Below are 17,799 nucleotides of genomic sequence, written 5' to 3'. Positions count from 1 at the left end.
ACACGATGGCAGATCGCAGCTTGCGCGGCATGAGACTTGGTACCCAGAGCTTACAGAGCGAAGAGGGTGTCGAGTTTTCCCCGCGGAAAAAGAGCGTATACAAGGCGGCCGACGGCACCACGTTTGAAGTGATGTTCTCGTCTGACGCCGAAGTTCCCCAGCAGTGGCTTGACGCCAAGACGGGTCACGAAGGAACACTCCTCGATGACAACGGCGAGCTGGTAGAACTTGATGAGGTCGACGTGAAGGTTCCCCGTAGCCACTGGGACATGCTTCTCGAACGTCGCACCCGCCCCGAATTGGAAGAACTTCTCCAAGAGCGTCTCGACTTCTTGCGGGCCCGTCGCGGCCAGCAGAAGATCGGCGCCTAACTAACGACGTGCTGCATTCAGGGTCGCCGCTATTCCCCAGCCGGTGACCCTGAGCAGTGCTTCTGCAACAATTCCTGCATGCATTTTTGATCGGCCTGTTGAGCGCTCAACGAACGTGATCGGATGCTCCGCCACTCGGTAGCCCGCACGTTCCAAGTTCCAGGCCATTTCTACTTGAAAGCAGTAGCCCTGCGACGAGACTCCGTCGAGGCCTAACTCTCGCAGCGCACTCGCGCGAAACACTCTGAACCCTGCAGTGATGTCCCGGATGTCGGAGTGCAGCACCGTGCGGGCATAGGCGTTCCCCGTTTGCGAAATGGTGTGCCGAAACCATGGCCAGTTCTTGACGGAACCGCCGGGCACCCAGCGGGAACCGATGACAAGATCGTTGCCTGCTTTGGCGAGAGCAATCATCGCCGGAAGATCTGACGGATCATGGGAACCATCGGCGTCTATCTCCGCGATGTAGTCATAACCGCGCTCAAGGGCCAGCGCAAAGCCGGCGAGGTAGGCCTTGCCGAGTCCCTCTTTCTTGGCGCGGTGCAGCACAGTGATGCCCGGATCGGCGGCGGCGAGCTCTTCGGCGCGCTCCCCCGTGCCATCGGGGCTGGAATCATCGACCACGAGCACGTGGGCTCGTGGCACTGCTTGCCGGAGCCGACCAACGATCGCGGAAATGTTCTCGATCTCGTTATAGGTCGGGACGACCACGACGACGTTAGGCATTTTTTCTCCGACCGGCCACTGCTGCGACGATGAGTGCGCCGAGCCCTATTCCTGACACGAGCCACTCGAGCTCGCGACCCCAGACAACGGCCGGAGTGATGCTGGTGGAGAGCGGCACGTCTTCGACCATGGTGGCCGCCGTGTACCACGGCACTTCAGCTATTGTGGTTCCGTCGGGGGCGATGATGGCGCTCAAACCGACGGTCGAGATATTGACGACACTGCGGCCGAGTTCGAGCGCGCGAATGCGGGCCATTGCCAGCTGTTGGGCGCTCTCATCGGTGCGGCCGAAATCCGCGTTGTTGGAGGACGCGATGATGAGCTGAGCGCCCTCTTCGACGGACTCTGTAAGGATCTGGTCGTCGACGATGTCGAAACAGATGTTGACGCCGAGGGTCACACCGTTCACATCGAAGACCATATCGGTGCTGCCGATTGAATAGTCGCGCCCAATGAGCCCGATGAGGTCGGGCGCAAACTGCTCCCAGATCTCGCGGTTGGGGACATACTCGCCAAAGGGAACGGGATGGCGTTTGTCGTAAATATCGACGACGCCCTCCCCCGGCATCCACAACAACTGACTGTTATAGATGTTTCCGTCACGCTCGGTGATGTCGCCGGAAATCAGCGGTGCATTGGCGTTATCGACGACGTAATCGAAGGCTGCTGCCGCGTAACTATTGCTCAGCGGTGAGAGATCGGTGCCGCCCTCGGGCCACACCACGAGATCGAGATCCTGGCCGTAGAGCGGCTCGGTGGCGGTGAGTTGCGCCTGAAGTAGGTCACCGCGGTCGCGCTCGTCGAAATAGGCGGCTTTTCCATTTCCTTGGACTGCGCCGACGCGGAGTGTTCCGTCGAGGGTCGCGTGCCACGAGGGTGCGTTCAGCAGCAGAGTGACGACCGTTACCGGTACGAAGGCGGTGCGTAGCGCCCTCGAGAGGTGCTGGGCGCGTTCGTCCAAGGGAAGTTCGCGGTAGTGACGCCAGGTGTATTCGGCGGCGGCAAGCGAAAGCGCGACAACAAGAACCATTACGAAGCTGACGCCCGAGACGCCGAGCCACGGGAAGAGGGCTGCAAGCGGGCTCTCCGACTGAGATAGAGCAACGCGGCCCCAGGAGAAGCCGCCATAGGGCCAGACGCTCATCCACGCTTCGCGCGCTGTCCAGAGGCCTGAAACCACAACGGCGAGGCCCAGCGTTGCTCCCCAGCCCGCTCCAAAAGCGCGCGGCAACCAGCGATAGGCCAGGGTGATTGCGAGCCCGCCGAGCGCGACGAACAGCGACTCAAGAAACGACAGTGCCAGCATCGGCACAGGGCCCAAAAAGAGAGATGCCCAGGAAATGTGCGTCAAATAGAACGCCATTCCGCCAAGAAAACCGACGAGAAATGCCCCACGGGAGCTCCGCCCGCGAAGGGCGATGAGCACGAGCGCGATGCCGACAAAGGTCATCGGCCAGACGCTCTTGTCTGGGAACCCTGCATCCAAAATGGGGCCGGATGCCAGTGCAACCACAATCGCAGCCCAGAAGGGCAGCACAGCAACGGGTTTATCGGGCATCACGCGTTCGAGCCTAAGCGACAGAACTGTAGGCGACGATTCCGCGACGGATGCCGTCGAGCGCCTTGCGCGCGGTCGGGCCGACGTTGCCATCAGCGACGACCGAGAGCTGGTCAAGAAGGTCGATGGTCTGTTTGGTGACGCGCACAAAGTCACCCGCAGCCATATCCGCGAGATCGAGCACGGAGTCAAGGTTGGCTCCATTCGCCCAGCGGTACATAGCGAGCGCGAGCCCAGCCGCGAGTGGTTGGCTTCCGGGCAGACGGTTATCACGCTCGAGATCGTCGAGCTCTGCCCACAGCGTGGTCGTCTTGTCGAAGGCCTCACGGAAGGCACCACGCGGGAGGTAACGATCGCTGAGGTCACCTTCGTCGCGACGGGGCTCGTACACCAGCGTCGTAGCCATAGCGGCCAAAGAGGAAGCGTCGAGCTCGTTCCAGAACCCGTGTCGCAGTGATTCGGCAACGAGGAGGTCGCGTTCTCCATAGATGCGTCGCAGCGTGCGGCCGTAGGAGTTGATCGTCATCTCACCGTTGGCTCCCGGCTCGATGTAACCGAGCTTGGTCAACACATCGGTGACGCGGTCGAAGATCTTGGCAACCGCTCCTGTGCGGTTCTGAATCTGGCGAGTCAGCTGATCTGTCTCGCGCTTCAGGCGCCACCAGCGTTCGGCCCAGCGTGCGTGAGATTCGCGCTCCGGACAGGCATGGCACTCATGTTTGCGCATTTGGCGACGCAGATCGGCGAGCTTGCGCTGACGCCGTTCACGCTCGGCGCGGTGACCCGCATCGTTCTTGGGCTGCGACTTCTTTTCAAGATCATTGAGTTCACGACGGATGCGGGAGTACTCGCCAAAGTCGCCCAAGTGGCACTCCATGGACTTTGCATAGCCGTCGAGCGAGTTCTTCTGCGAACGAACCTTGCGAGCCAAATCAACAACAGCGCGGTCGGCTTGGAATTGCGCGAAGCTCGATTCCAGAATCTCGCGAGTGTGCTCCCGACCGAACAGCTCGATGAGGTTCACAGCCATGTTGTATGTCGGCTTGAAGCTCGAGTTCAACGGGTAGGTGCGGCGTGACGCGAGGGATGCTACCGCCTGCGGGTCGAGCCCGTCCACCCACTGGATAACCGAGTGACCCTCGATGTCGATGCCGCGTCGGCCGGCACGACCAGTGAGCTGGGTGTACTCCCCTGGGGTAATCGGAACGCGCGCCTCACCATTGAACTTTTCAAGCTTTTCGAGCACAACGGTGCGGGCCGGCATATTGATGCCGAGCGCGAGCGTCTCTGTCGCAAAAACAGCCTTGACAAGCTTCTTTTGGAAAAGCTCCTCCACGACCTCTTTGAACGCGGGAAGAAGGCCAGCGTGATGGGCAGCAACGCCCCGCTCGAGGCCGCTGAGCCAATCCCAATAGCCGAGAACAGCCAGATCTTCATCGAGAAGCGTGCGGCAGCGAGACTCGACGATCTCGCGGATCTCGTCACGCTCCTCGGACGTCGTTAGGCGAACACCGGCACGCAAAACTTGATTCACCGCCTGATCACAGCCCATGCGACTGAAAATGAAGAAAATGGCTGGCACAAGATTCTTTGACGAAAGCATTGCGACGACATCGGCGCGATCCATGCGAGAACGTGCCGGGCGACCGCCACGAGAGTCATGGCGACTACTCTTTCTGCGATTGCCGACACTCTGGCTTCGACCACCGAAGCGCGCCATCTGCGCGAGTTCTGGATTCACGCGGTTCGTTGCGGCCAAGCCTGACGAGTCGAACAGGTCAATGAGCTTCGTGCCCACGAGCACATGCTGCTCCAGAGGCACTGGGCGGTCTTCTGAGACGATTACTTCGGTATCGCCCCGAACGGCCTGCAGCCAGTCACCAAACTCCTCAGCGTTCGACACAGTCGCGCTCAGCGAGACCATGTGAACGTCCTCAGGCAAATGGATGATCACTTCTTCCCACACGGCGCCGCGGAAGCGATCGCCCAGGAAGTGCACCTCATCCATCACGACTGTGCTGAGGTTCTTCAACAGGTCAGACTTGGCGTAGAGCATGTTGCGCAGCACTTCGGTGGTCATGACCACAATGCGCGCGCTGGCATTGACGTTTGTGTCACCGGTGAGCAGCCCTACGTTCTCGGGACCGTACTCGGCGACGAGCTCCTGAAATTTCTGATTGCTCAGCGCTTTCATCGGCGCGGTGTAAAACACCTTCGGCCCATCGAGTTGCATGGCTCGGTAGATAGCGAACTCAGCGATGATCGTCTTGCCGGCTCCAGTCGGTGCCGCGACGAGGACACTCTTGTCGTCTTCGACAACTTGGCAGGCTGAGATCTGAAACTCATCGAGATCGAAGCGCTGGCTGGCGCGAAAGGCTTCAAGAACGGGGTATCCCCGACGCTTCTTTGCCGCGGCGTACCGTTCGGCGGGAGACAGTTCAGTCATTGACTACAGCCTAAACGGTGATTGCTTAGCCTTCTGCTCGCAACTCGGCGTCAACGGCGGCAGCTTTCTTGGCCGCACGTCGATCATGAAGCCACGCAATCAGTGCTGCGATGAAGTAGAGAATGATCATCGGAATGGCGAGCAGGAACATTGAAATGACGTCGGCGGCAGGCGTAGCGATTGCGGTGAAGATGCAGATCGTCAAAATGGCGACGCGCCACCCCTTGAGAATTGCATTCGCCGACAGCACCCCCACCAAGTTGAGAAGCACCACAAAAACGGGCAATACGAAAGCGATCCCAACCGAGAGCAGCAGCTTCACGATGAAGTCGTAGTAGTACTTTGCGTTCAGATTGGAGAGATCTTGGTCACCCGCGAAGCCCAACATGAGCGTGATGATGTTCGGCATTACATACCAGCCGGCGGCACACCCTGCGAGAAACAGGGGAATCGCGGTTGCTAAAAAGCCAATTGCATATTGCTTTTCTTTGCGCACAAGGCCGGGAACCAAAAACGCCCAGACTTGGTACAGCCACACCGGGCTTGCGGCGACGATCGCCACCGTGAACGCGATCTGCATACGGATATCGAATGCTTGAGTTACCGCGTCATAGTTGAGAGCGGCACCGCGGCCGGTTGCGTCAGCGATGTTGGTAATCGGTGCGCGCAAGGCGTCGATAAAGAAATTCGCAAAGATAAAACCTGCGATAGCGGTCACAATGATCGCAATCGCGGAAATGAACAACCGCTTCTTGAGCTCTACGAGGTGCGCGCCGAGTGACATCCGTTCTTCACTCTTGGAACGCCACCTCTCGGCGCGAACTGCCATAGGGGCTAGGACTTAGGAGGAGTGTCGCTGTTCGAATCCGCCGAAGTGTCGGCTGGGGAATCGGAACTGTTCTCGTCTTTCATCGTCTTGACCTCGCTGCGGAAGATGCGCATTGACTGGCCGAGACTGCGCGCAAGCCCAGGAAGTTTCGGTGCACCGAAGAGCAAGAGGATGACGACCAAGAGAATAACGAGGTGCCAACCGCTGAGATTGCCGAGCATGGAGAACTTCCTTAAAAATCGAAGGCTGCGTTGGCCAATCATACCTAGATTCGCCGTGATGCGCCGAACAATGAACAGTTATCGGGCTGATGATTCGCGCGGTGCGAACTCAACAGGAAACCACCGTTGAGGCTGTCGCCCAAAGCCGAGAAGAACGTAATCAGAACGGCTGCGATGCTTGGGGTGGTAAAGCACCACCGCGGGTTTCGCGAGCAATTGCGCATCGCCCGCGCTCACCAACGACTTCACGACTACTCGCTCGATTCCCGCGCTGTCGGTGTAGCGCACCGCAATGCGGGGAGCTCGCCGTCGGCGACGATACTCGCTACTGATGCCCGCTGTCTGCGCGCCGGCCGTGAGCAAATACGCCCGGATAGTCCGGCGTCGCAACCACGTTGCGAACCAGAGCAGAGCGATGAGAATCAGGCCAGCAGCAAAGACCCAGCCCACCTACGACCACTCCTTGGGCCACCGCATCTGAGAAGCGTCGCGCTTAGTGATTGTCTTAGCGCGAGCAATGCGGCGTTCGTGCCTAGCGAGCTTGACTTCAGCGCGCTGGCGCTTGAGCGCTTCATGGCGATCGCGAATCTCCACCATCTCGGTAAGAATTGCCACTTGTGGCTTGCTGAGTTTCTCCGACTCGACATCCAGAATCGACGTCTTCTCGACGACATCCGAAAGATCCTTCATCAGAACCATTGCCTTACGGAACAAGATCCACGCAACGACGCCCAGCATCGCGACCAAGATGAGTACGAGCCCCACCCAGATGAGCAGCCAGCCCCACCATGCAATCATCGCGGCACCTATCGCTGTTCCGCGTAGAGGTCGGACCCAGCCTGGGCCCAGCCCGCTACCGCACGTCGGGCCTCGTCGGGCGCCACGACGGTTACGACGCCGGGGAGGCCAGCGATGAGTCGCTTGAGACCGTGAAAGTGGGGAACACGAACCACCGTGCGCACGCGATCCCCCGCGGGTACCAGAACAGCATCTTCGGGCACGTAGTCCCCCAGCAGGCCGATGGCGCTCCGGGCCACCTCGACGGTGACCTCAATGTCTTCGGCAGAAGTATCGAAGAGCGTTTCCGGCAAGTTCACATCGCCAGCAGTGTGCGTAATCGCCTCGGTTGTCATCGCCGGTTTGGAGATGCGGTCGAGACGGAAGGTGCGCACATCCTCCCGTGAATGGCACCAGCCACGCACGTACCAGTCCGCATCCACTGATTCAACCCGGAGCGGGTCAATCCGGCGCCGCTCGGACTCGCCGCGCGAGTTGCGATAGTCAAACTCAATTTGGGTACCCGCTGCTACGGACTCACGGATGAGGGCAAGCGTCTCGTCGAGCGCGCTCGACTCCACCGCGACGGCCGTTGGTTGCGCGGATGCTCCCCGTGATAGCTTCGAGGTGAGGGTTGCGATAGCTTCGCGATCAGCATGCTCGGGCAGGCTCGAGAGGTACTGCAAGCCCGCGATGAGCGCAGACGCTTCTCGAGCGGAGAAACGTGGCGTGTCATCGATAGCGACCAGGTGCGTCAACACGATCTGGTCGTTATCTTCGAAGTCGTCCCAGGCAATATCGAAGAGATCGCCTGCCTGATAGGTAGCGGTATCGCCAGGGATTCCTGAAACCGCGATGAGTCGTACTGCGTCGCGAATGTTCTGCTCGGGCACGCCAAAGTGAAGAGCTGTTTCTGCGACACTGACGCGGTCACGGTCCATGAGATAAGGCACGAGCGCGAGCAAAAAGACCAGCTTGTCTTGAGCGCGCAGCGGCGGAATTTTTTTAGCCATGGTCTGCCACCGTTCTCGTGAGTCGTTCAATAACGGCGGACCGCAAATGGGGCGGAGACACTGCAACAACCTCGGGCCCAAAACTGGCCAGTTCGTCGGCCATGATGTTGACGTCAGTGAAGTTGACCTCAAGCATGCAATCCGGCTGCAACACCGCTCCGCGACGTTTGCCCAGACGAGTAGCGGCGTCGGTGCCGGGTTCCACCCGCAGCACAGCGACGTTGGACTGCCAGACCTGCTCAAGCCCAGACAAGGCCTGAGCAGCGGCGTCATCCGTTACGTAGTCGAATGTCTTTTTACTGCGCTGGATGTCGCTGACGATGCGTCGCAAGAGGAACGTCTTGAACTGTTCCGTCTTCGGGTCTTTGGCATACAGGTGCCAGCGGCCCTGATGTTGCACGAGCGCGAGTGGCGCTACGAGCCGAGTAGTCGATGACTGCTCCCCCGGCTTCAAATACTCGAAGCTGACAAGCACGCGCCGATCCATCGCTTCGCGGAGCGGTTCGAAAGATGCATCGCGCACCCGCAATTGTGGCGCGTAGCTGAGGACCGGCTCCGCCGTCTCGATGCCGAGCGATCGGAGTTTCACCATGGCACGGCGTGAACCCTCAGAGAGAGAACCCTCACGCCACACCATCGCGGCGAGACCGAGAAGCGTGGACTCCTCCGCCGAAAACTTGATGTCCTCGGGAAGTTCGTAGTCGACGCGAGGGATGCGGTAGCGAAGATTCTGGTTATTACCAGCCTGCTCGGGAGGCTCGATCGTTTCGAGCGGAACCCCCAGTTCGCGAATGTCGTCCTTATCGCGCTCAAACTGGCGCTCAAGGTTCGCGTTATCCCCCGAGTGTACGAAGCGTTGGCGATAGCCCTGCACCGTCGACAGGATCTCACTCTTTGTGAGCCCATTTTCGGTGGAAAGCAACGCCAAAACGAGGCTAAAGAGCCGTTCTTCGTTGGGAACTTTCGGTGTTGGCACGAGTCAAATCCTATGTCTCTGACACCCGGCCGTGTCGTGGGTTGCGGTTACTGCTCTTGAATTCCGAGGATGTCGAATACGAAGACGAGGGTGGCGCCGCTCGTGACGCCAGTCGGCAAGGCATCAGCGGCGAAGCCGACATCCGCGGGCAACACGATGAGCACCTGCGAGCCAACAGTCTGGCCGATGAGGGCTTCGGTGAGTCCGGGAGGGAGGCTCGAATCGGCGGTCTCTGTGCCCGCTAGGAGGAAGGTTCCGGGAACGCCAGATTCTGCCCAGCTATTGGTGAACGTGCTTTCAGCACCCCACTCGATTCCGCTCACGTGCATTACTGCTGCGTCGCCCTCTTCGAGAGGCGCGCCAGAGCCTACCTTCAGCGCCGTGAACATGAGGTCACTCGGCACATCGCCGGACGGGAACGTGAAACCGGGCTGACCATTCGGAGCCAGCACAACGGAGGGGAATCCTGCAGGAGCGAGCTTGTTGGCTCCATCTGCCTTGCCGGGATAACGATTTTCGACGTCGCTCACCATCACGATGGTGTCGTCGTCGGCGAGCGGAAGCTGGTTCTGAGCGATGTTCTCTGTGCCGAGAATGTCGCCTGCCGTGCCCGTGGTCACAATGCGCGAACCGACAGTCGCACACTGAGCAATGTCACCAAAGTGCGGTGCACCCTCGGTGACAGCCACACGCAATCCCGCGGTGTCGTGTCCGGTCGAGATGAGCTGTTCGCCGGTCTCGCCGCTGTAAATCGTGATTTGAAGGGTCGTGATGTCACCAGCGCCGACCTTATCGCCGTCGCCCTCAATAGCGAGCTCGCTCTCGACATCCGTTGAAATAAGCGGAGTCGGGAACTCGGCCTCGGGGTCGGTGCTGAGAGCGCCAGAAGCACTCACGAGCGCGGAATTGGAGCCAGAAGAATAAACCGGAGCGCAGTCCGCGAAGCTCAACGGACCATTGGCACAACCGGCCAACGAGACAACAACTCCGGCACTGAGGGCCACCACTGCAAGCTTGCGCACAAACACTCTTTTCATCGTCACAGACATCGCCAACACTCTACCGGTCAGAAGCCCCGGCCTCAGCCGCGGCCTTCGCTTCGCGCGCCGTCTTGCGGAGACGTTTGGCGCTGGCGTTTCGTTCGCCGAGTGCTCCGGGCGTCCAGACTTCGACATCCTCGTCCTTGAAGTCAGTCTTTGAGGCGCGACGCTTGAGCTCGGGCAGTACTGATCCTGGCGCGAGACGACGGGCCGTCATGAGAAAACCAGTGTGGGCGACCATGCGGTGATCTGGGCGAACGGCGAGTCCTTCAACGTGCCAACCGCGCACCATCGTTTCGTTGGAATCGGGCTCCGTAAAGAGGCCAGTAGCGCGGATCGCCTCCGCAACACGAGACAACTGGGTAACCGTGGCGATGTAACAGAGCAACACTCCGCCGGGAGTGAGCGCATCGGCGCACTCCTCGATGCACTCCCAGGGCGCGAGCATGTCCAGCACGATTCGGTCAACAGAACCTGGCTCAACGGATGCCGGCAATTGCTCCTGCAGGTCGCCAACCGTGACCGTCCAGTTCGTGGGTTTCGCGCCTAAGAAGGTCTCGACGTTCGATTGAGCGATCTCAGAAAACTCTTCACGACGCTCGAAGGAGTTCAACTGTCCGCTCGCGCCAATGGCGCGCAGCAGCCATAGGGAGAGCGCACCTGAACCGACACCGGCTTCTACAACGTGGGCGCCAGGGAAGATGTCGGCTTGGCCGATGATCTGGGCGGCATCCTTCGGATAAATGATTGCGGCACCGCGCGGCATCGACATGACGAAATCGGTGAGCAGTGGGCGCATCGCCAAGTATTCGATGTCATTGGTGCTCGTTACAACGCTGGCATCCGGCTGACCGATGATGACGTCGTGGCTGAGCACGCCACGGTGAGTGTGGAACGATCCCCCAGCTTCGAGAGTCACCGTGTTGAGGCGCCCTTTGGGCCCGGTGAGTTGTACGCGGTCCCCTTCACGGAAGGGGCCGCTCTGTCGTCGGAATACGTCGCTCATCGCGTGGTCACCTTTGTGTGCAGTTCGGAGAGATGGTTCAGGGTGCGGCCGTCAAGAGTTGGCCAGAGTGCGTGGGTTTTGTCTTCGGGGATGTCCACCATGAAGGGAACACCGATGACAGTGGCACCCGAGGCGAACGCCGAGGTGGCGCCGGGAGGGGAATCTTCGATGGCAACGCAGTCGGTGATTTCGACACCGAGTGCCGCCGCGCCCGCGAGGTAGGCCTCAGGATGGGGTTTAGCGTTTTCGACGTCGTCCCCGGAGATGACGGCGTCAAAGCCGTGGAAGCCCAGGTTCTCGACAACGTGATGAGCCATGCGACCGACTGACATGGTGACGACTGCGGTGGGAACACCAGCAGTGCGCAGTTCTTGCAATAGTTCGCGAGCTCCCGGTCGCCACGGGATGCCGGATTCTTTGAGTTGCGCCATCACACTGTCGGTGAGACGGTCAACGATCGTGACGGCGTCGAGAGTGACGCCCTTCGTCTGCATGACTCGAGCGGATTCGAAAAGTCCTTTGCCCACACAGGCCATGGCATCGTCATGCGTCCAAGCGCCGCCAAACGATTCGATAAGCGTGGTTTCCGCAGAAATCCAGTACGGTTCGGAGTTGATGAGGGTGCCGTCCATGTCCCACAAGACGGCCGCCGGAGTGGAGTGAGTCACAACGGACCATCGTAGTTCTATCCTTGACTGAACAACATTCCTGCCACGCACCACAAGGAGACCAGTGACTAACACCCCATTTGCGAACGGACGACTCCTCGTCGTCGCCTTCGAGGGGTGGAACGACGCCGGTGAAGCAGCGAGCGGCGCAGTGCGATCGCTCAAAGAGCAACTCGACGTGTATCCCATCTCAGAAGTCGATCCCGAAGAATATTTCGACTACCAGTTCAACCGTCCAGTGCTCTCCCACGACGACGACGGCAACCGCGTCATGACGTGGCCGTCGGTCACGATGTACGGCCCGTCTCGCCCCAACGCTGAGCGCCCTGAGAGTATCGCCGCTGATGCAGAACTGCAGTTGAGCGCCAACAATCAGTCGAACATTTATCTCTTGCTCGGCACAGAACCCTCGCGCTCCTGGAAAGCATTCACTCGCGACATCCTCGAGACCGTGGTCGACAACGGCATCTCTTCGATCGTGTTCCTCGGAGCGATGCTGGCCGATGTGCCCCACACTCGCCCCATTTCAGTCTTCACGTCGAGCGAAAATTCCGCCGTTCGTACCGCATTGGACATCGAGCGCAGCAGTTACGAAGGCCCCGTTGGCATCCTGTCGGTACTCGGCCAGGCCGCAGAAGCTAGCGGCATTACGACGATGTCGATCTGGGCATCCGTTCCGCACTATGTGCACAACGCACCATCGCCGAAAGCGACCCTCGCTCTCATCGACAAGCTCGAAGAAATTGTGGATGTTGTGATCCCCCGCGGCGATCTCGTGACTGAAGCGACCGACTGGGAAACAGGCATTGACGCCCTCGCCGGTGAAGACGATGACATGTCGTCGTACATCGAGCAGCTCGAACGTGCTCGCGACACGGTCGACTCTCCTTCGGCCAGCGGCGAAGCAATTGCTCAAGAGTTCGAGAAATACTTGCGAAGCGGCGATGACAAGCCCGATCCGGGGGCCGCCGGCGACGAGCCGTGGCGCGGCAAGGACTAATCGCGCTCTGTTCGGTGCTCTGACCGCGAAAACGGCCAGGGCAACGTGACGAGCCCGGTCCGAAGCTCTAGTGCGGCTAGACCGGCTGAATCACGTTGAGCGATAGCAGCACGTACAGCGTCACGCCCAAGACCACGCGGTAGATGACAAACGGCAGGAACGAACGCTTTTCGATGTAGCGCATAAGCGCTGCGATCACGACGTAGCCCACGAAAAATGCAATCACCGTGGCGACGGCCGTTTCTGTATAGGTAAATACTTGGTTGGGCTCGCCAAAGCTGTGCACGAGCTCATAGAGTCCGCTGCCGAAGACGGCAGGGATCGCCAGTAAGAAGCCAAAGCGTGCTGCAGCGGGGCGCGTGTAGCCGAGAGCGAGGCCCGCTGTCATCGTCGACCCTGACCGTGAGACACCCGGTACCAAGGCGAGCATCTGGGCAAGGCCGATCGTGATGCCATGGCCGTAGCTCATGTCTTCCAGAGCGCGCGTGCGCTTGCCGAGGTAATCAGCGATTCCCAAGATGATGCCGAACACGATCAGGACTGTGGCAACCAACCACAGCGAACGGAACGTCGAACGGATGTACTCCTGAGCGAAATAGCCCACGAGCACAATGGGAATAGTGCCGATGATGACAAGCCAGCCGAGCCGTACATCCGGATGATTCCGATCGATCTTCTCGCCGTGGGAACCATGAGGCTTTCGGAATTGCTGAAACCAGCGACTCAGAATGCGAGCGATATCTTTGCGGAAAAAGAGGATGACGGCGAGCTCAGTGCCCAACTGGGTGATTGCCGTGAATGTGGCACCCGGGTCGCTCGCGGAGGGCAAAAACTCGCCCATGATGCGCAAATGGGCGCTCGAAGAGATCGGAAGAAACTCCGTGAGGCCCTGAACAAGCCCGAGAATTATGGCCTCAATGAACCCCATGGAACGCTCCCGTTTAGGTAAGAACTAGTACTTGAGAAGCAGGTCTCCCAAGACCTGCCTGCCAAAGACTAATGCGTCCAACGGCACACGTTCGTCAACGCCGTGGAACATCCCCGGGAAGTCGATCTCGGGCGGCAACTGCAACGGAGCAAAACCATAGCCGGTGATGTCGAGAAGCTTGAGCGCTTTGTTGTCCGTGCCACCCGACATGAGGTACGGCAAAACAGGGGCACCGGGATCGAAGACTCCGAGGCTTGCGACCATCGCATCGACGAGGGGCCCATCGAAACTTGTTTCGAGGCCGATGTCGCGGTGCATCATCTCGATCTCGATCTCATCGGGCAAGAGTGCACGCACTTGCGCGAGCACCGCATCCTCTTCGCCGGGAAGGGTGCGGATGTCGACGAGTGCTTCTGCGACGTCTGGAATAACGTTGTGCTTGTAGCCGGCCTTCAGCAGCGTCGGGTTGCTTGTGGTGCGCAACGTCGCCTGCAGGAACCCGGAAGCGGTACCGGTAGCCAGAATCAACTGATCGGGACCGACCTCTTCTGGATCGATGTCGAGAATGCGCGAGAGCTCAGAGATGAGCAGCTTCGTAGTGTCAGTGAGATGCACTGGCCACTCTTGGCGGCCAAGGATCGCGATAGCTTCCGCGAGCTTCGTGACAGCGTTGTCGCTGATAACACGCGAGCCGTGAGCGGCCATGCCCCGAGCGGTGAGCTTGATCCACATAAGAGCCTTCTCGCCCGTCTGCAGAAGGTAAGCGCGTTGGCCCTGGAGATCCACCGAGTAGCCACCGACCTCACTGATGGCTTCGGTTGCTCCCGCAAAAATTTCGGGGTGCTTCTTGACCATGAAGTGCGAACCGTATTCGCCGCCGTTTTCTTCGTCAGCGAAGAAGGCGATGGTGAGGTCGCGAGCGGGGCGCTTGCCGGCTCCCAGAATGTCGCCGAGCGCCGTGATGATCATGGCATCCATGTTCTTCATGTCCACAGCGCCGCGGCCCCACAGGAGGCCGTCGCGGATGATTCCTCCGAACGGATCTACTGACCAGTTCTTGGGATCCGCCGGCACGACATCCGTGTGGCCATGAAGAATCAGTGCGGGACGCTCTTTCGCGTGCGGCGCAGAAGACTCCGTGTCGTAGCTGCCTTCCACCTTGGCAATGACCGTCGTGCGGCCGGTGGCAGCATCGAAGTATTGAGTGGTGAGGCCCATCTCCTCGAGCAACGCACCCAAATATTCGGCTGCATCAGTCTCGCCATTCGATCGACCCTCCCCATAGTTGGAAGTATCAAAACGGATGAGATCTTGCGCAATGCGTGCTGTGCGCTCGAGTTCTGGCTCAGAAGTCATATGCCCACGCTAGCCGTCTCGCCAGTAAATATCTGCACGCCACGGCATACCCGAAACAGGACTCTCGCTGGTGGTTATTCATGGCGTCATCTGGTGCTCAAAAAGGATGCTATTCTCTTATCTCGGCGGTGCTCTTGTAGCGCCGCAGATGCGCGCGGATGGCGGAATTGGTAGACGCGCTAGCTTGAGGTGCTAGTGCCCGAAAGGGCGTGGGGGTTCAAGTCCCCCTTCGCGCACAGCGAGGTGTCGTAAGACATCGAAATAGCTCGGATCCATGATTATGGGTCCGAGCTATTTTTTTGCCCTGACGGATCCCCCGGGCCAGAATGCGCGCCTGCAGAAACTCGTGGGAGCTTCCGCAGGCGCCTGATATGGCCGGGTTACAGGGCGCCCGGGAGCAACCGAATGTTGCTTTTCGCGAGCTTCACAGCCTCGCCCGCTCCCCCATTCATGACAACTTTCGACATCGCAAGTGCGAATCCACGGGCCATTTCTCCGGTGATGGTGGGCGGAAGAGACAGCGCAAGCGGATCGGTAACGAGATCGACGAGCGCTGGCCCGTCGTGGGCGAGCGCCGCTTCAAGTGCCGAGTGGATGTCGGTGGGCTTTTCTACTCGCTGGCCAAAGATTCCGAGAGCATTCGCTACCGCCGCAAAGTCAACGGACGGAACATCCACGCCGAAGTCGGGAAACCCGTCAACAAGCATCTCGACCTTGACCATGCCCAGGGTTGAGTTGTTGAAGACGACGATCTTTACCGGCAGTTTGTGCGAGGCGACGGTAATCAATTCGCCCATCAACATTGAGAGTCCCCCGTCACCGCACATTGCGATCACCTGCCGGTCAGGGTGGCTCATTTGAGCGCCAATGGCCTGGGGCAGAGCGTTCGCCATGGAACCGTGCAGGAACGAGCCGATGAGTCGGCGCTGGCCGTTGGGGTTGATGTAGCGGGCCTGCCATACATTGCACATGCCCGTGTCGGCCGTGAAGATCGCGTCGTCGCTGGCGAGATCGTCGAGCAGCGACGCGGCGAACTCAGGATGAATCGGAATCTTCTTGTCGACATTCTTGGCATAGGCGTCAACCACGCTATTCAACAGACGGTGATGACGTTTGAGGGTCTTCTCCAGAAAGCTCCGGTTGGGGCGGTTCGTGATCAACGGTGTCACGGCGGAGATAGTGGCTGCCACGTCGCCGTGAACAGGGATGTCGACGTTGGTGCGTCGCCCTAAATGCTCTGCCTTCGTGTCGATTTGAGCGATTCGTTCGTGTGAGCCATCTGGCAAGAACTGTTCGTAGGGAAAGTCGGTGCCGAGCAGGATGAGGAGATCGGCATCGTGGATGCCATCGTGCGCTGCGCCGTAACCCAACATTCCGGTCATCCCGACATCGAACGGGTTGTCGTACTGGATCCATTCTTTGCCCCGGAGGGTGTGGCCGACCGGAGCGGCAAGCAGATCTGCGAACGCTACGACCTCATCGTGCGCGCCCGCCACTCCGGCTCCCGCGAAGATCGCGATCCGTTCTGATGAATTGATGGCCTCAGCGAGAGACGCCACATCGGTAGCCGCAGGGGCCAAGACCGGAATACCCGGGCGAGCCAGCTGTGGCGCGCTGCCGACAGCGTCGAGGCCGGCGATGTCTCCGGGAAGCGTGATGACGGAAACTCCGCCGAGACTAATCGAATGGCGAAGTGCGGAATTCACAACTCGGGGAGCTTGTGCGGCCGTTGAGATGAGTTCGCGGTAGTTCGAGCACTCGACGAAGAGACGATCAGGATGAGTCTCTTGGAAGTATTCGCTGCCGATTTCAGTCGAGGGAATCTGGCTGGCTATTGCCAGCACCGGCGCACCACTGCGGTGCGCATCGAAGAGGCCATTGATGAGGTGCAGGTTGCCTGGCCCGCAGCTGCCGGCGCAGACCGCGAGCTGTCCGGTCAGTTGTGCTTCGGCGCTGGCCGCGAATGCTGCGGCCTCCTCGTTGCGGACGTGAATCCAATCGATGCCCCCTTTGGCGGACCCGCCGGTGCGTCTCACCGCGTCGACGATGGGGTTGAGGCTGTCACCCGCGATTCCGTAGATGCGGGTGACCCCTGCGTGTTGTAGTTGGCCGATGAGCTGATCTGAGACGGTAGCTGCCATGCGCCCAGTTAACTCCTTCCACCTGCACGAACACAGCGAACTGACTCGGTCGCCGCTGCCATCGACGAGAATGCTGCGGGTTCGCTGAGCTTTGTGGAGAGCGAATGTTAACGATGTATCGTTGAGTATCGGCGAGGCCGCTCGTGCCCCGCATCCACCGACTGGAGGATCAGCATGAACAACTCATTCGGAACCGGCGGCCGAGATTCTCGCCGTCCGTTCGCAGACGCATTTGACCACGCCGGCAAAGGACTCTGGGACGCGCTCGACAACGTGCGCTCTGAGTTCGAACGTCGCGTAGTGCCCCGCATGGGACGCGGAGACGTTCGCGTCGCCATCCTCTCCCTGCTGGCGGAGGAGTCAATGCATGGCTACCAGATCATTCGAGAAATCGACAAGCGCAGTAATGGAGCGTGGAAGCCGAGCCCCGGCTCCGTGTATCCCACCCTTCAGTTGCTCGCGGACGAAGGGCTGATCGAAGCGCACGAAGCCGACGGCAAGAAGACCTACACGCTCACTGAGAAGGGCCACGGCGAAGCTCAGGCTGGTCGCCCGGCTCCGTGGGAGAACTCTGAGGCGAAGGACTCCTCACGCCCCACCGCGCTCCCCCACGCCGCCGCGAAACTGGCGGAAGCAGTTGTGCCGCTGATGCGCACCGGAAACCCCGAACAGGTGGAAGAAGCCATCAGTGTTATCGATGATGCGCGCCGTAAGCTTTACGCAATCCTCGCCCAAGACTGAGC

The 17,799-nt window shown here is 59.8% G+C and carries 18 protein-coding genes and 1 tRNA gene; 4 read left to right on the top strand and 15 right to left on the bottom strand.

Annotated features, from left to right (window positions below; all coding sequences use genetic code 11):
• Nucleotides 1–5 precede the first annotated feature (5 nt).
• Nucleotides 6–371 carry an RNA polymerase-binding protein RbpA gene (locus I6E73_RS08730; RefSeq protein ID WP_197105583.1) on the top strand — a complete coding sequence of 122 codons (366 nt, stop codon included), beginning with the start codon at nucleotides 6–8 and terminating at the stop codon, nucleotides 369–371.
• On the opposite strand, the gene I6E73_RS08725 is transcribed toward I6E73_RS08730, so the two are convergent.
• The 12 genes from I6E73_RS08725 to I6E73_RS08670 form a co-directional block, all read right to left on the bottom strand.
• Nucleotides 372–1,097: a polyprenol monophosphomannose synthase gene (locus I6E73_RS08725; protein ID WP_197109967.1), complete on the bottom strand. Its 726-nt coding sequence runs from the start codon at nucleotides 1,095–1,097 to the stop codon at nucleotides 372–374.
• Nucleotides 1,090–2,655 (bottom strand): apolipoprotein N-acyltransferase, encoded by a 1,566-nt coding sequence (gene lnt / locus I6E73_RS08720; protein WP_197124620.1) that lies wholly within the window; start codon nucleotides 2,653–2,655, stop codon nucleotides 1,090–1,092. Before lnt ends, I6E73_RS08725 begins: the two co-directional genes overlap by 8 nt.
• 13 nt (nucleotides 2,656–2,668) lie before the next feature.
• Nucleotides 2,669–5,101 carry an RNA helicase gene (locus tag I6E73_RS08715; RefSeq protein ID WP_197124618.1) on the bottom strand — a complete coding sequence of 811 codons (2,433 nt, stop codon included), beginning with the start codon at nucleotides 5,099–5,101 and terminating at the stop codon, nucleotides 2,669–2,671.
• 25 nt (nucleotides 5,102–5,126) lie between these two features.
• Nucleotides 5,127–5,885: a twin-arginine translocase subunit TatC gene (gene tatC / locus I6E73_RS08710; RefSeq protein ID WP_197105587.1), complete on the bottom strand. Its 759-nt coding sequence runs from the start codon at nucleotides 5,883–5,885 to the stop codon at nucleotides 5,127–5,129.
• Nucleotides 5,886–5,935: 50 nt separating this feature from the next.
• Nucleotides 5,936–6,151, bottom strand: a complete 216-nt coding sequence (tatA, locus tag I6E73_RS08705) for a Sec-independent protein translocase subunit TatA (protein ID WP_197105588.1) — start codon at nucleotides 6,149–6,151, stop codon at nucleotides 5,936–5,938.
• 78 nt (nucleotides 6,152–6,229) lie between these two features.
• Nucleotides 6,230–6,601: a hypothetical protein gene (locus tag I6E73_RS08700; protein WP_197124616.1), complete on the bottom strand. Its 372-nt coding sequence runs from the start codon at nucleotides 6,599–6,601 to the stop codon at nucleotides 6,230–6,232.
• Complete coding sequence (locus tag I6E73_RS08695; RefSeq protein WP_197124614.1) at nucleotides 6,602–6,949, bottom strand: hypothetical protein; 348 nt, start codon at nucleotides 6,947–6,949, stop codon at nucleotides 6,602–6,604. It lies immediately after the preceding gene.
• A gap of 8 nt (nucleotides 6,950–6,957) precedes the next feature.
• On the bottom strand, nucleotides 6,958–7,941 hold the full coding sequence (locus I6E73_RS08690) for a YafY family protein (RefSeq protein ID WP_197105591.1): 984 nt from the start codon (nucleotides 7,939–7,941) through the stop codon (nucleotides 6,958–6,960).
• The gene (locus I6E73_RS08685) at nucleotides 7,934–8,917 is read right to left on the bottom strand and encodes a YafY family protein (RefSeq protein ID WP_197109964.1); all 984 of its coding nucleotides are present in this window, start codon (nucleotides 8,915–8,917) and stop codon (nucleotides 7,934–7,936) included. Before I6E73_RS08685 ends, I6E73_RS08690 begins: the two co-directional genes overlap by 8 nt.
• A gap of 47 nt (nucleotides 8,918–8,964) precedes the next feature.
• Nucleotides 8,965–9,966 (bottom strand): FKBP-type peptidyl-prolyl cis-trans isomerase, encoded by a 1,002-nt coding sequence (locus tag I6E73_RS08680; protein ID WP_231600602.1) that lies wholly within the window; start codon nucleotides 9,964–9,966, stop codon nucleotides 8,965–8,967.
• 10 nt (nucleotides 9,967–9,976) lie between these two features.
• The gene (locus I6E73_RS08675) at nucleotides 9,977–10,963 is read right to left on the bottom strand and encodes a tRNA (adenine-N1)-methyltransferase (RefSeq protein WP_197105593.1); all 987 of its coding nucleotides are present in this window, start codon (nucleotides 10,961–10,963) and stop codon (nucleotides 9,977–9,979) included.
• Nucleotides 10,960–11,631 carry an HAD family phosphatase gene (locus tag I6E73_RS08670; protein ID WP_307784263.1) on the bottom strand — a complete coding sequence of 224 codons (672 nt, stop codon included), beginning with the start codon at nucleotides 11,629–11,631 and terminating at the stop codon, nucleotides 10,960–10,962. Before I6E73_RS08670 ends, I6E73_RS08675 begins: the two co-directional genes overlap by 4 nt.
• Before the next feature lie 64 nt (nucleotides 11,632–11,695).
• Between I6E73_RS08670 and I6E73_RS08665 the strand changes: the two genes are divergently transcribed.
• Complete coding sequence (locus I6E73_RS08665) at nucleotides 11,696–12,631, top strand: proteasome assembly chaperone family protein (RefSeq protein WP_197105594.1); 936 nt, start codon at nucleotides 11,696–11,698, stop codon at nucleotides 12,629–12,631.
• A gap of 76 nt (nucleotides 12,632–12,707) precedes the next feature.
• Here I6E73_RS08665 and I6E73_RS08660 read toward each other — a convergent pair whose 3' ends face one another.
• Together I6E73_RS08660 and I6E73_RS08655 are read right to left on the bottom strand one after the other, a co-directional pair.
• The gene (locus tag I6E73_RS08660) at nucleotides 12,708–13,559 is read right to left on the bottom strand and encodes an undecaprenyl-diphosphate phosphatase (RefSeq protein ID WP_197124612.1); all 852 of its coding nucleotides are present in this window, start codon (nucleotides 13,557–13,559) and stop codon (nucleotides 12,708–12,710) included.
• A 24-nt stretch (nucleotides 13,560–13,583) separates the two neighbouring features.
• Nucleotides 13,584–14,915, bottom strand: coding sequence for a M20/M25/M40 family metallo-hydrolase (locus I6E73_RS08655; protein WP_197105596.1), 1,332 nt, complete (start codon nucleotides 14,913–14,915; stop codon nucleotides 13,584–13,586).
• A 152-nt stretch (nucleotides 14,916–15,067) separates the two neighbouring features.
• Here I6E73_RS08655 and I6E73_RS08650 point away from each other — a divergent pair.
• Nucleotides 15,068–15,151 (top strand) — tRNA-Leu (locus I6E73_RS08650).
• 144 nt (nucleotides 15,152–15,295) lie between these two features.
• Here the strand turns inward: I6E73_RS08650 and I6E73_RS08645 are convergent.
• Nucleotides 15,296–17,056 carry a pyruvate dehydrogenase gene (locus I6E73_RS08645; RefSeq protein ID WP_197124610.1) on the bottom strand — a complete coding sequence of 587 codons (1,761 nt, stop codon included), beginning with the start codon at nucleotides 17,054–17,056 and terminating at the stop codon, nucleotides 15,296–15,298.
• A gap of 174 nt (nucleotides 17,057–17,230) precedes the next feature.
• On the opposite strand from I6E73_RS08645, the gene I6E73_RS08640 reads away from it, so the two are divergent.
• Entirely contained in the window at nucleotides 17,231–17,797 is a 567-nt protein-coding gene (locus I6E73_RS08640; RefSeq protein ID WP_197105598.1) for a PadR family transcriptional regulator, read from the top strand.
• The last annotated feature ends 2 nt before the right edge of the window (nucleotides 17,798–17,799 follow it).

The sequence above is a fragment of the Salinibacterium sp. SWN248 genome (assembly GCF_015864575.1).
In the GTDB taxonomy this organism is placed as follows: Bacteria; Actinomycetota; Actinomycetes; order Actinomycetales; family Microbacteriaceae; genus Rhodoglobus.
Note: the sequence above shows the minus strand (reverse complement) of the source record. Positions and strands in the feature narration are given on the sequence as shown.